Genomic DNA, 12,637 nt, shown 5'->3' on the forward strand with positions numbered 1-12,637 from the left:
CAGCAATGGAGAAACATCGTGACTGTTGCACAGCAGAAGCCGTTCACCGCGACGGTTCTCGGGCTTCCGCGAGTAGGGCCCCGGCGGGAACTGAAGCGGGCCACCGAAGCCTATTGGGCAGGCGAGATCGACGCAGGCCGGTTGCACGCCGTGGCGCGCGACCTGCGGCGGGCCCAGCTCACCGAATTGCGAGCCGCGGGCCTCGACTCGATTCCGGTCGGCACCTTTTCCTACTACGACCAGATGCTCGACACCACGGAACTGCTGGGCGCGCTGCCGCCCCGGGTCGCCGGGATCTCCGACCCGCTGGATCGGTATTTCGCCGCCGCGCGCGGCACCGAGACGGTGGAGCCCTTGGAGATGACCAAGTGGTTCGACACCAACTACCACTACCTGGTGCCGGAAATCGGCCCCGAGACCGCCTTCTCGCTGCACCCGGAGAAGCTGCTGGCACAACTGAGCGAGGCGCTCGAGCTGGGCGTGCCGGGGCGACCGGTGGTGATCGGCCCGATCACCTTCCTGAAACTGGCCAAGGCGAGCGGCGGCTCGGCCCTGGCCCGGCTGATCGAACTGCTGCCGCTGTACCGGGAACTGCTGCGCAGGCTCGCCGTCGCCGGTGCCCAGTGGGTGCAGATCGACGAGCCGGTGCTGGTCACCGACCTCACGGCGGAAGAGATCGGCCTGGTGCAGGTCACCTACGCCGAACTCGCCGACGCCGCCGAGCGTCCGGCGATCCTCGTCGCGACCTACTTCGGGCATTCGGACGCCGCGCTGCCTGCGCTGGCGAGCACCGGTATAGAAGGAGTGGCCCTGGACTTCACCTCCGGCGCCGATGTCGCCGCGGTGGCCGACGTACCCGCGCTGACCGGGAAGCTGATCGTCGCGGGGATCGTGGACGGTCGCAACATCTGGCGCACCGATCTCGACCGCGCTGTGGCCACCCTCGATACGTTGCGGGGATCCGCTGCGCAGGTGGCTGTTTCGAGTTCGTGCTCGCTGCTGCACGTGCCCTACACGTTGGCCGCGGAGACGGGGTTGGACGAGCGGCTGCGCTCCTGGCTGGCCTTCGGCGCGGAGAAGGTGACCGAGGTCCGCTTGCTCGCGACCGCGCTGAGCGACGGTGCGCAAGCGATCGACGCCGAGTTGACCGAGGTGCGTGCGGCGCTGGCGTCGCGGAGGTCCGATCCGCGGCTGAACGATCCGCGGGTGCGGGCCCGGCTGGCCGCGCTCGGGCCCGACACTGTCCGCCGCGCACCCGCCGAACAACGCCGAGAACTGCAACGGGACCGTTTGCGGCTGCCCGCGCTTCCGACCACGACGATCGGTTCCTACCCGCAGACCTCGGCCATCCGGCTCGCGCGCGCCGCGCTGCGCAAGGGCGAGATCGATCAGGCGGAGTACGTCCGCCGGATGCGCGACGAGATCGCGGAGGTCATCGCGCTACAGGAGCGGTTGGGGCTGGACGTGCTGGTACACGGTGAGCCGGAGCGCAACGACATGGTGCAGTACTTCGCCGAGCAGCTCGACGGGTTCGCGGCGACCGAGCAGGGATGGGTGCAGTCCTACGGGACCCGCTGCGTGCGGCCGCCGATCCTGTTCGGTGACGTCGCGCGGCGGGAGCCGATGACCGTCGAGTGGATCGCGTACGCGCAGTCGCTCACCGACAAGCCCGTGAAAGGCATGCTGACCGGACCGGTCACCATTCTGGCGTGGTCGTTCGTGCGCGACGACCAGCCGTTGGGCGACTCCGCCCGTCAGGTGGCGCTGGCGATCCGCGACGAGACCGTCGACCTCGAGTCGGCGGGCATCCGGATCATCCAGGTCGACGAGCCTGCCCTGCGTGAACTGCTTCCGCTGCGCGCGGCCGACCAGCCCGGGTACCTGGAGTGGTCGGTGCAATCGTTCCGGATCGCGACCTCCGGAGTGTCCGATGCGACGCAGATCCACACGCATCTGTGCTACTCGGAATTCGGCGAGGTGATCGATGCGATCGCCGGGCTGGACGCCGACGTCACGTCGATCGAGGCGGCGCGCTCCCGCATGGAGGTGCTCGACGATTTGAACGCGGCGGGATTCGACCTCGGCGTCGGCCCCGGCGTGTACGACATCCACTCCCCGCGGGTGCCCAGCGTGGACGAGATCACCACTTCGCTGCGCGCGGCACTGAAAGCTGTTCCGGCCGAACGGCTCTGGGTGAATCCCGACTGCGGGCTGAAGACCAGGGGACGCGCCGAGGTGGAAGCCTCACTGCGCAACATGGTCGCCGCGGCGGCCGCCGTCCGGTAACCCTCTCCCGTTTATCGGCGTTCGGTGCCCCCTTCGCCGCCCGAAGGGGGCACCGAACCGTCAAGAGCCGCAGTCCGTTTCCGGCTCCGGCCGCGGTGGTCGCCTGCGGCGCAGCGTGTACCGATCGCACGGTTCCTCCCGCCGCGTCACCGGCAACTCCCGTGCCCGCACCCGCATCCCCCGCCGCCACGCCGTATGACACCCGGAACAACGCTCCATCGGCTACCCCTCCTCGCATGTCGACCACCGGACAATCGTTCCCCTCTTACCTACTTCGACGTGTCCACCCCCCGATTCGGTTCCATCCGATCCGGAAATCAATCGCCACCACCGACGCCGGTCGAACTCGGTCGCCCACAGCCGATTCGAGGACGACATGTTCGACCGAGCCCCGCTCTACAGTCCGAAGGCCCGGTTGATGGCGGCCATGTCGAAGTAGTCCCGCCACGTGGTGATTTCGCCGTCGGCGACCTCGAAGAAGCCCATGACAGGCAGCGGGGTCTCACGTCCCGCGGAGCGGAGGGTGTCGGTGCGCTCGTTCATCACCACGTTGCCGGAGGCGATCTGGTGATGGATGTCGAAATCGATGGCCTCGAAGGTGGTCAGGAAACCCGCGATGAAGTCGCGGATGGCGGTGCGTCCGACGATGGGTTCCATCGGGATGTTGTGGTAGACGGCGTCCTCGGCGAAATACGCGCTGATCCGATCCGGATCGGGGTCGGACCAGCTTCGGCACATCGCACGCACGAGTTCGTCGGGATCGGGCATTCGTTCTGCTCACTTTCCTGCTGCCGGAAGGCGGGTGCCGGACCTCTCGATTCAACCAAGCAATTGCTCGGCAGGGAAGGGGATCGATGGGCATTTTCGTGCCCGATCCACAATGCGACGGCAAACCTCTCTTCGCACGCTACGCAGATCGAAGGCATTGCTGGATACCTCGCAAAAGCATATTCCTGCGGCTAAGAACGCGCGTTCTTGCGATGATTGCGAATCATCGCAGCTACCATCGTGCACGTGCGCAAGATGTATGCGGGCGCCCGGCTTCGGCGATTGCGTGAAGAACGGAGGATGACTCAGGCGGCTCTGGCGAAATCGCTGGACCTGTCGCCGAGTTATCTCAATCAGCTCGAGCGCGACCAGCGCCCACTCACCATTCCCGTACTGCTGAAACTCAATTCCACCTTCGATCTCGACGTCCAGTTCTTCGCCGCCGATTCCGACGCGCGGCTCGTGTCGGACCTGCACGAGGTGCTCATCGACGCCGCGGGCGGGCACACCGCGCCGCTGACCGAGGTGGAGGAACTGGCAACCCGCCAACCGGAGGTCGCCAGGATCGTCGTCGCGATGCATCGCCGACTACGCGCCGCCACCGATCAGCTGGACCTGCTCTCCGCGCGGGTGTCCGCCCCCGCGGGCGCGCCGGGCGTGCCCATGCCCTACGAGGACGTGCGCGACTTCTTCTACGACCATCACAACCACATCGCGCAGCTCGACATCGCCGCCGAGCAGCTGTTCGAGAACTCCGGGCTCACCATCGGCTCGCTCGATCGTCAGCTCGCCCGCATCGCCGAGGAACGCGCCGGAGTCACCGTTCTGGTACGCGGCGACGGCGCCGACCCCACCGTCCCCAAGCGCCACTACGACCCGGAGACCCGGACGCTCACGCTGGCTCGCCGGTTGCGGCCCGGCCAGCGCGCCTTCCAGATCGCCACCACGCTCGGCCTTCTGCTCTACGGAGCCGAGCTGGACGCCGTCTTGGCCGAGAGCCCGGCGCTCAACGGCGAATCCCGCACCCTGGCGCGGATCGGGCTGGCCAATTATTTCGCGGGCGCGCTGGTGCTGCCGTACGGCCGATTCCTGCGGTCGGCCGAGGAACTGCACTACGACATCGATCTGCTCGGTCTGCGGTTCGAGGTCGGCTTCGAGACCATCTGCCATCGGCTCAGCACCCTGCAACGGCAGGGCCAGCGTGGCGTCCCGTTCTTCTTCGTGCGCACCGACCGGGCGGGCAACATCTCCAAACGGCAGTCGGCCACCGCCTTCCATTTCTCCCGGGTGGGCGGCAGTTGCCCGCTGTGGGTGGTGCACGAGGCCTTCTCCAACCCCGGCCGCATCCTGACCCAGGTGGCCGAGATGCCCGACGGCCGCCGCTATCTGTGGGTCGCGCGCACCGCGGCGATCGCCCCGCACGGGTTCGGCACCGCGGCGAAGAACTTCGCGATCGGCCTCGGCTGCGATGTCGAATACGCCGACCGCCTGGTGTATTCGGCCGGGTTGCAGCTGGACGACCCGGCGGCCTCGGTGCCGATCGGCGCGGGCTGCAAAGTGTGCGAGCGCCCCGCGTGCGCGCAGCGTGCTTTCCCGCACATCGGCAGTCCATTGGCTGTCGCCGAACACACCAGCACCGACCTGCCCTACCCGCGGCTGGGGCGCTGACCTCGCCGGGGGATCAGGACTTGGCCAGGTACTCCAGCCGCTCGGAATCGACGGCCGCGTGCATCATTCCCGCCAGACCGGGATGCTTGCGCAAGCCCGGGTCGGACGCCACCACGGCGCGGGCGAATTCCTGGGCGGCGGTGATGACCTCGAGGTCGTCCAGCAGCGACAGCAGACGCAACGAGCGGGCCGTGCCGGACTGGGCGGCGCCGAGCACGTCGCCCTCGCGGCGGGTACGCAGGTCGAGCACCGCGAGTTCGAAGCCGTCGGTGGTGGCGGCGACGGCGTCCAGCCGCGCCATCGCCGACCCGCCCGGCGCGGCATCGGTGACCAGCAGGCACAGCCCGGGGTGCCGTCCCCGGCCGATCCGGCCGCGCAGCTGATGCAACTGACTGACGCCGAACCGGTCGGCGTCGACGATGACCATCACCGTCGCGTTGGGCACGTCCACGCCGACCTCGACCACGGTGGTGCACACCAGTACGTCCACCGATCCGTCGTTGAACGCGCGCATCACCTGATCTTTTTCGTCGGTGGGCAGCCTGCCGTGCAACAGGCCGACCCGCACGTCGGCCAGCGGGCCGCCGCGCAGCATCTCGTATACGTCCAGCGCGGCCTGGGTGGTCGGGCCCTCCTTCTCGCCCTCGCCGGACTTCGAACGCCCGTTGCGGGACTTGCCCGCCGTCTCCTCGTCGTCGCCGATGCGCGAACACACCACGTACGCCTGACGCCCGGCGGCGACCTCCTCCACGATCCGCTCCCACGCGCGATCCACCCAGTTCGGATGCTGCCTGCGCGGCACCACCTTGGAGACGATCGGCGAGCGCCCTTTCGGCAGTTCGGTCAGCGTGGAGGTCTCCAGATCGCCGAGCGTGGTCATGGCGATGGTGCGCGGGATCGGCGTCGCGGTCATCACCAGCAGATGCGGGCTGACACCGGTTTTGGCCTTGGCGCGAAGGGCGTCTCGCTGCTCCACGCCGAAACGATGCTGCTCGTCGACCACCACCATGCCGAGATCGAAGAACTCGACGTTGTCCTGGATCAGCGCATGCGTGCCGATCACGATGCCCGCCTCGCCGGTCACCGCTTCCAGCAGCGCGGCCTTCTTTGCCGCGGCCGACATCGACCCGGTCACCAGCACCACGCGGGTGGCGTGGTCGGACGCGCCCAGTTCGCCCGCGGCCCCCAGCTCACCGAGCATGCCGCGCAGCGACCGATAGTGCTGCGCGGCGAGCACCTCCGTAGGGGCGAGCAGCGCGCACTGCAATCCCGCGTCCACCACCTGCAACATGGCGTGCAGGGCGACGATCGTCTTGCCGGAGCCCACTTCGCCTTGCAGCAACCGGTGCATCGGTTGCTCGCGGCCCAGATCGGCGGAGATCTCCGCCACGACCTGCTTCTGCCCCGCCGTGAGTTCGAAGGGCAGCCGCTGGTCGAACGCGGCGGCGATGCCGTCGGCGCGCGACGCGCAGGCGCGCGCCCGGCGGCCGGACACCTCGTGCCTGCGCTCGGCCAGCACCAATTGCAGGGCCAGCGCCTCGTCGAAGCGCAGCCGATCCTTGGCCTGATCGATGTCGGACTTGCGTTCGGGCAGGTGGATCAGCCGCAACGCGTCGGAGAGATTCGGCAGCGCCCGTTCGGCGCGCACGTCCTCCGGCAGCGGATCATCGAGCGGATCGAGCTGGTCGAGCACCTGCCGCACGCAGGCGAGCACGTCCCAGCTCTGCACCTTGGCGGTCGCCGGGTAGACCGGGATGAACTCGCGTTCCATGAACGACGTGTCCACTCCCCCCGCGCCCGCGGCGCTCTGCGCCAGACCTCGCAGGTCTCCGCCGCCGCGCACCTTCGTCAGCGCGCCGACCGAATCGTCGTCGCCCTCTGCCTCCGGCAGGATCAGGTAGCCGGGATGACTGAGGTTCCACTGGCCGGGGCGCCAGTAGTTCACCGTGCCCGACATCATCGCGCGCAGACCTTCGCGGACCACGTATTTCACCTTGTCGCCATTGAAGAAGGTGACGTCGACGCCGCGCCCGGCACCGGTGTCGAGAACCACCTTCAGCAGCGATCCGCGGCGGTTGCGCATCGGCCGCAGTTCGGCCTTGGTGATCCGCCCGATGACGGTGATGTGCGTACCGTCCTCGGGCGCCTCCTCGGTGAGCGGCTGACCCTGCGTCGCGTACCGCAGGGGGTAGTGCCGCAGCAGATCCTCGACGGTCCGCATGTCGAACGCGTCCGCCAGGGAGTCCGCCGCCTTCGCGCCGAGAATGTGGTCGAGCCGATCGCTCAGTGCCGCCATGCGCTACTCCACTCCGATCTGCACCGAATCGCCTTGCTGCCCACCGGAATACACGATCACCTCGACCCCGGGAAAGTTCTGCGCGATATGAGCGGCGAGTTCGTCGCCGAGACCGTCCGGCGCCGCCGCTCCCATCAGCAGGGTGACCAGCTCGCCGCCGAAGGCGAGCAGCCGGTCCAGCAGCGTCCGCCCCGCCGCGCGCACGTCGGGCTCGATCACGACGACATCGTGCCCGGCCAGTCCGAGACCGTCGCCCGGCTCGCAGGTGCCGACCATGGTGAGCGCGCGCTCGGTCGCCGGGCGCAGCGAGCCCCACCGCGTCGTGGCGGCCGCCTCCGACATGGCGAAGGCGTCGTCCACCGCGAATCGTCCTCGGTCGTGCACGGCCAGGGCGGCCAGACCCTGCACCATCGACGCACTCGGCAGCAGCAGCACGTCCCGATGGGCGTCACGCGCGGCGACGCCGACCGCGACCAGTTCGTGCGCGGGCAGGGCGCCGTTGGGCAGCACCATTACCTCGCGGTTCGGCATCCGCCGGATCGCGGTCAGCAGCGTCGTCGCGGTGACCGGCTCGTCGCCCGCCAGCACCACGGCGCCCGCGTCCTCGAACAGCGTCGCGGCGCCGGCACCAGCGACCACCGCCAGAATCCCCCGATCGGCCGGAAGTTCGGGCGTCGCCCCCGCGCTCGAGCCGAGCCCACCGGCCACCACCTGGGTCGAATCGGCAGCCGGTGCGGGCGATGGGATGCCCCCGGTTCGGAGGGGCCGGGGCCGCGAGTCGGAGATACCGTCAGCGGCGAGGGGATTCGCCGCTTCCACGCGTTCGCCGGACCCGGCCGGGGCGTCTCGGTGCGGCGTGCGGACGACATTCTCGATGCGGATCCGGCTGAGTTCGCCCGCCGCGATGCCCGCCTCCACCGCCGCTCCGGCGTCGGCGCAGTGCACATGCGCCGACCAGGACCCGCCGCCGTCACCGACCACCACGACCGAGTCGCCGAGTTCGCCGAGCCGGGCGCGCAGCGCGGCCACCTTCCGCTCGTCGGAGCCTGCCAGCAGGTACATCACCTCGTACTGCGGCTCCGCGTCGTCGGCGGGCGCCGATCGCGCCACCGCGGGCCGTGGGTACTCCGGTCGCGCGGGCGCCTCACCCCGGGTCACGGTGACCAAGCTGTCCAGCAGCACCACCAAGCCGCGGGCTCCCGCGTCGACGACACCGGCCCGACGCAGCACACCCAATTGGAACGGCGTGTCGCCGAGCGCCTTGGCCGCGCCGTCGGCCGCCGCCAGCGCCACGTTCGCCAGCTCCTGGTCCGGGCACTGCGCGGCCGCCGCGGCCGCACGGTCCAGCACGGTGAGAATGGTCCCTTCGATCGGCACGCTCAGCGCTTCGCGGACCAGTTCGGAGGCCCTCGCCAGCGCGGCGCGCAGGCTGTCGGCCGTGAACGGGCCACCGTCCACCGCGTCCGCGACGCCACGCAGCACCTGGGACAGGATGATCCCGGAGTTGCCCCTGGCGCCTACCGTCGCGCCGTGCGCCATGGCGACGGCTACGGCGCGGGCCGCGCTCCCGTCCGCGTTCGCCGCCGCCTCCCCCGCCTCCACCGCGGCGCGCATGGTGGCCAGCAGATTCGTACCGGTATCCGCGTCCGGGACAGGAAAGACATTGAGTGCGTTGATCTCCTCGCGCCGGTGTTCCAGGCCGGCGAGACAGGTGCGGCCCCAGCGCAGCAATGCCGTGCCGTCCACTACATCCCGCACTCCGGACACCGTCACCTCACTCCCTTCCGCCACCTGCCCACCCGCGCCGCCCGCCAGGTTAGCGGGCGGTCCCGACAGACGACCGGTAAGACCGCGCTCCTACACTGGGGATGCCCGGCAACGGATCCGGCACTCGTCCGTGAGGACCGGTTTGGTGGATCGGCGCCTGCACAGCTACCCTTGCAGGGTTGCCTCGCGTGGCCGTCGCCGGTCTGCGCTGGTCGGCTCTCCGTCGGCAGGGCACACTCGACATTGCAACGAGGACGCGTCGCACCGCGAAGGCGGCGGTCCCCACCATTGACATGAAGGAGTTCGCGACTATGGCTGCCGTCTGCGACGTCTGCGCCAAGGGCCCCGGCTTCGGGAAGTCGGTCTCGCACTCGCACCGGCGCACCAACCGTCGTTGGAACCCGAACATCCAGACCGTGCGTGCACAGGTCGCTCCGGGCAACACCCGCCGCATGAACGTGTGCACCTCCTGCCTGAAGGCGGGCAAGGTCGTCCGCGGCTGATCCGCTTCCCGGCTGACCAATACCGTCGGCACACGCCCCGGCACCCGTATCGGGTGGTCCGGGGCGTTGTCGTGACTGCGGTCTGCCGACGAGCGTGGCAGCGGTGACCGAGCATCCGTGGCTGGTCCGGCCGCTGACCGCCGAATACGTCTACAGCCTGGCCGAATGCCACATCGCCTGTTGGCGCGAGGCGCATCGGGGGCTGGTGCCCACGCACGTGCTCGACGCGTTCGACATCGAGCGCCGGGCCGAGCTGTGGGAGCGCGACCGGGTGCGCTATCCGGGCCGCACACACGTCGCGGTCGTCGAGGACCTGGTCATCGGATTCTCCAGCGCGGGCCCGCCTGGCGACGCGGACGCGGTGACCCCGCTCGAGCTGCACGCCCTCTATGTGCGGTCCCGCTGGCACGGCAGCGGAGTCGCCGACGACCTGATCCGCGCCGCCCTCGATCCGGCCGCGCCGTGCTCGCTGTGGGTGTTCGAGTGGAATGCACGGGCCCAGGCGTTCTACCGCGAGCACGGTTTCGTGCTCGACGGCACGCGCAAGGTAGAGCCGTTCACCGCCGCGATGGAAGTGCGCATGGTGCGCACCCCATCTCGGCGTCGGCCACCCACGGACGTGTCCTACCGTGCCCGTTAAGGTGCAGATCATGAACTCCAGCGAGCAAGCAGGGTACGTGACAACCGTCGACGGCGTCCTCCAGATCACCATCGCCACCTCCGCCAACGGCACGTCCATGGACTTCGCGGGCATCAACGCGGGCACCGCCGCACTGCACTCGCTCGGTTCCGAGGTGGGCGCGGTGCTGCTGCGGGGCACCGGTGCCAACTTCTGCGCGGGCGGCGACGTGCGCGGCTTCGCCGCCGCGCGGGATCGCTCGGCGCACATCCACGGTCTGGCCACCGACCTGCACGAATTCGTCCGCGCGCTGGACGCGGTCACGGTCCCGGTGGTGGCCGCGGTCCAGGGCTGGGCGGCCGGGGCGGGCATGAGCCTGGTCTGCCTGGCCGACATAGCCCTCGGCGGACCCGGCACCAAGCTGCGCCCGGCGTATCCGGGCATCGGCCTGAGCCCTGACGGCGGCATGTCCTGGACGCTGCCGCGCGTCGTCGGGCGGGCGCGCGCCCGCGAGATCCTGCTCACCGACGCCGTCTTGGACGCCGACGAGGCGGTGCGCCTCGGCGTACTGAGCAGGCTGGTCCCCGACGGCGAGATCGCCGAGGAGGCACAGCGCCTCGCACGCACCATCGCCGCCGGACCGCGTTCCACCCACGCGAGCATCAAAACGCTGCTGCGGCAGTCGGATACCGCGACGCTGAGCGATCAGCTCGACAGCGAGCGCGACGGAATCGCCGCGGCCGCGAGTTCCCCCGCCGGACGCGAGGGCGTCGACGCCTTCGTCGCCAAGCGCAAGCCCGACTACGCCGGACGGGCCTGATCGGTCGTCACTCGAGGGTCGAGAGGACGAATTTCGCCACCGCGTCGGTGAACGAGTCGTTGTCGTCACCGGCCGCGGTGTGTGCGGCGCCGCCGATCTCCACGAGCTGGGCGTGCGGCACCAGCCGCTGGAACGCCTCGGCTCCTTCTGCGCTCACCACGTCCGAGCGCATGCCGCGGACCAGCAGCACCGGGATGCGCAGCGCCCGCGCGGCGTCCTCCATCGGCTCGATCATCGCGGACGGGTCCTCCGGCCGGTCGCGGAGCATCTCGGGATCCCAGTGCCAGTACCAGCGACCGTCACGCTCGCGCAGATTGCGCAGCAGGCCTTCGGTGCTCTTCGGCCGCGGGCGGTGCGGCAGGTACTCGGCGACCGCGTCGGCCGCCTGTTCGATGCTGTCGAAGCCATCGCGATGCTTGCCGAGGAAGTCGATCACCCGGGCGACCCCTTCCGGCTCGGGCCGGGTCACGATGTCGACGAGCACCAGGGCGCTGATCGCCGCTCCACCGGCCCGCGCGGTGGCGAGCAGCCCGGTGATTCCGCCCATGCTGGCCCCGACGACCACCGCGGGGGCGCCCAGCTGTTCCAGCACCAGCAACAGGTCGTCGACCATGGTCTGGCGCCGGTAGTCGCGATCCGGCGCCCACTGGCTGTCGCCGTGGCCGCGGGCGTCGACCGTGACGACCCGCATCCCCGACGCGCCCAGCCGGGCGCCGGTCTTCTTCCACGAATGCCGGGTTTGCCCGCCACCGTGCAAGAAGACGACGAGCGGGCCGTCGACCGGGCCGAACCGATCGGCGGCCAGCTCGATTCCGCCCGAACCGCGCAGCCGGAGCCGGGACGGTTCGAGAAGATTGTTCGCATTACTCACGATCTGTAGGATCGCACAACGCTGTTCCGCGCCGGCGCGAACCCGGCGAATCGAGGGTTCAGCAGCCGAGATTGCCCACGAAGAACAGGCACGCGATCTTGGCGTTCACCGACGCGGACAGGGTGGAGGAGCCGCTGGAGGTGTATTCCTCGGCGACCGGAGCCGTCGCGGTCTCCGTGGCGGGCTCGAGCCGCAGGGGCGCCGCTCCCGCGACGGCCGCGCCGCTGGTCAAAGCGGCACAGAAGGCCAAGGTCGCGGTGGTGCCGCGCAGCGCGCCGCGAACGGTGGTGTTGTGCATGGAACAGCTCCTCACTTGTTAACTCTCGGTCGATCACACACAGACGCCCGATTCAGGGCAGGCGCCAGTCAACCGGTTCGGCACCCAGTTCGTCGAGTAGTTCGTTCACTCGAGAGAAGGGGCGGGAACCGAAGAACCCACGAGACGCCGACAGCGGCGACGGATGCGCGGACTCGATGTACGGGACCTCGGCTTCGGCCAGCAGCGGCTTCAGCGTCGCCGCGTCGCGGCCCCACAGGATCGCCACCAACGGCTCGTCCCTGGCGACCAGGGAGCGGATCGCCTGATCGGTGACCTCCTCCCAGCCCTTGCCCCGGTGCGAAGCGGGCTTACCCGGCGATACGGTGAGCACGCGGTTCAGCATCAGCACACCCTGGTCCGACCATGGGCTCAGATCGCCGCAGGAGGGCGCGGGATGGCCGAGATCCTTGCTGTATTCGGCGAAGATATTGGCCAGGCTGCGCGGAATCGGCGAAACATCCGGCGCCACGGAGAAACTCAGCCCCATCGGGTGGCCGGGCGTCGGGTAGGGATCCTGGCCGACCACGAGCACGCGCACCGCGTCGAACGGACGCTGGAAGGCGCGCAGGACGTTCTCACCGGACGGTAGGTAGCCACGGCCCGCGGCGTTCTCGGCACGAAGGAATTCGCCCATGGCGGAAATCCGATCCGCCACCGGCTCGAGTGCCTTCGCCCAGCCCGGATCCATGATTTCCGACAGTGGTTTCGCGCCCATGACCG

General features: G+C 69.7%; 11 protein-coding genes. 5 read left to right on the forward strand and 6 right to left on the reverse strand.

The window, feature by feature from the left end:
* Positions 1-15 precede the first annotated feature (15 nt).
* On the forward strand, positions 16-2,286 hold the full coding sequence (metE, locus tag ABZ420_RS02705) for a 5-methyltetrahydropteroyltriglutamate--homocysteine S-methyltransferase (protein WP_357116484.1): 2,271 nt from the start codon (positions 16-18) through the stop codon (positions 2,284-2,286).
* A 396-nt stretch (positions 2,287-2,682) separates the two neighbouring features.
* Here the strand turns inward: metE and ABZ420_RS02710 are convergent, their stop codons facing one another.
* Positions 2,683-3,054, reverse strand: coding sequence for a limonene-1,2-epoxide hydrolase family protein (locus tag ABZ420_RS02710; protein ID WP_357033715.1), 372 nt, complete (start codon positions 3,052-3,054; stop codon positions 2,683-2,685).
* Positions 3,055-3,300: 246 nt separating this feature from the next.
* Between ABZ420_RS02710 and ABZ420_RS02715 the strand changes: the two genes are divergently transcribed.
* Complete coding sequence (locus ABZ420_RS02715) at positions 3,301-4,722, forward strand: short-chain fatty acyl-CoA regulator family protein (RefSeq protein ID WP_357116346.1); 1,422 nt, start codon at positions 3,301-3,303, stop codon at positions 4,720-4,722.
* 13 nt (positions 4,723-4,735) lie between these two features.
* On the opposite strand, the gene recG is transcribed toward ABZ420_RS02715, so the two are convergent.
* Positions 4,736-7,018, reverse strand: coding sequence for an ATP-dependent DNA helicase RecG (gene recG / locus ABZ420_RS02720; protein WP_357116348.1), 2,283 nt, complete (start codon positions 7,016-7,018; stop codon positions 4,736-4,738).
* Positions 7,019-7,021: 3 nt separating this feature from the next.
* Positions 7,022-8,791, reverse strand: coding sequence for a DAK2 domain-containing protein (locus ABZ420_RS02725; protein WP_357116350.1), 1,770 nt, complete (start codon positions 8,789-8,791; stop codon positions 7,022-7,024).
* A gap of 305 nt (positions 8,792-9,096) precedes the next feature.
* Here ABZ420_RS02725 and rpmB point away from each other — a divergent pair, with 305 nt between their 5' ends.
* The 3 genes from rpmB (at position 9,097) to ABZ420_RS02740 (ending at position 10,727) form a co-directional block, all read left to right on the forward strand.
* Entirely contained in the window at positions 9,097-9,288 is a 192-nt protein-coding gene (gene rpmB / locus ABZ420_RS02730) for a 50S ribosomal protein L28 (protein ID WP_011210730.1), read from the forward strand.
* 103 nt (positions 9,289-9,391) lie between these two features.
* Positions 9,392-9,928, forward strand: coding sequence for a GNAT family N-acetyltransferase (locus tag ABZ420_RS02735; protein ID WP_357116352.1), 537 nt, complete (start codon positions 9,392-9,394; stop codon positions 9,926-9,928).
* 10 nt (positions 9,929-9,938) lie between these two features.
* Positions 9,939-10,727 carry an enoyl-CoA hydratase-related protein gene (locus tag ABZ420_RS02740; protein WP_357116354.1) on the forward strand — a complete coding sequence of 263 codons (789 nt, stop codon included), beginning with the start codon at positions 9,939-9,941 and terminating at the stop codon, positions 10,725-10,727.
* 7 nt (positions 10,728-10,734) lie between these two features.
* Here the strand turns inward: ABZ420_RS02740 and ABZ420_RS02745 are convergent, their stop codons facing one another.
* From ABZ420_RS02745 to ABZ420_RS02755, 3 genes are read right to left on the reverse strand one after another with little or no spacing between them, the layout of a single operon-like run.
* Complete coding sequence (locus ABZ420_RS02745; RefSeq protein ID WP_357116356.1) at positions 10,735-11,598, reverse strand: alpha/beta hydrolase; 864 nt, start codon at positions 11,596-11,598, stop codon at positions 10,735-10,737.
* Between the two features lie 58 nt (positions 11,599-11,656).
* Positions 11,657-11,896, reverse strand: coding sequence for a hypothetical protein (locus tag ABZ420_RS02750; RefSeq protein ID WP_357116358.1), 240 nt, complete (start codon positions 11,894-11,896; stop codon positions 11,657-11,659).
* 52 nt (positions 11,897-11,948) lie between these two features.
* Positions 11,949-12,632 carry a uracil-DNA glycosylase gene (locus ABZ420_RS02755; protein WP_357116359.1) on the reverse strand — a complete coding sequence of 228 codons (684 nt, stop codon included), beginning with the start codon at positions 12,630-12,632 and terminating at the stop codon, positions 11,949-11,951.
* Positions 12,633-12,637 lie beyond the last annotated feature (5 nt).

The sequence above is a fragment of the Nocardia sp. NPDC005745 genome, assembly GCF_040630775.1.
Lineage (GTDB): Bacteria > Actinomycetota > Actinomycetes > Mycobacteriales > Mycobacteriaceae > Nocardia.

What these genes read in the sequence shown, in the direction of transcription:
- ABZ420_RS02710 (WP_357033715.1), bottom strand. Translation starts at nt 3,054, where the DNA reads ATGCCCGATCCCGACGAACTCGTGCGTGCGATGTGCCGAAGCTGGTCC.
- recG (WP_357116348.1), bottom strand. Translation starts at nt 7,018, where the DNA reads ATGGCGGCACTGAGCGATCGGCTCGACCACATTCTCGGCGCGAAGGCG.
- rpmB (WP_011210730.1), top strand. Translation starts at nt 9,097, where the DNA reads ATGGCTGCCGTCTGCGACGTCTGCGCCAAGGGCCCCGGCTTCGGGAAG.
- ABZ420_RS02740 (WP_357116354.1), top strand. Translation starts at nt 9,939, where the DNA reads ATGAACTCCAGCGAGCAAGCAGGGTACGTGACAACCGTCGACGGCGTC.
- ABZ420_RS02750 (WP_357116358.1), bottom strand. Translation starts at nt 11,896, where the DNA reads ATGCACAACACCACCGTTCGCGGCGCGCTGCGCGGCACCACCGCGACC.
- ABZ420_RS02755 (WP_357116359.1), bottom strand. Translation starts at nt 12,632, where the DNA reads ATGGGCGCGAAACCACTGTCGGAAATCATGGATCCGGGCTGGGCGAAG.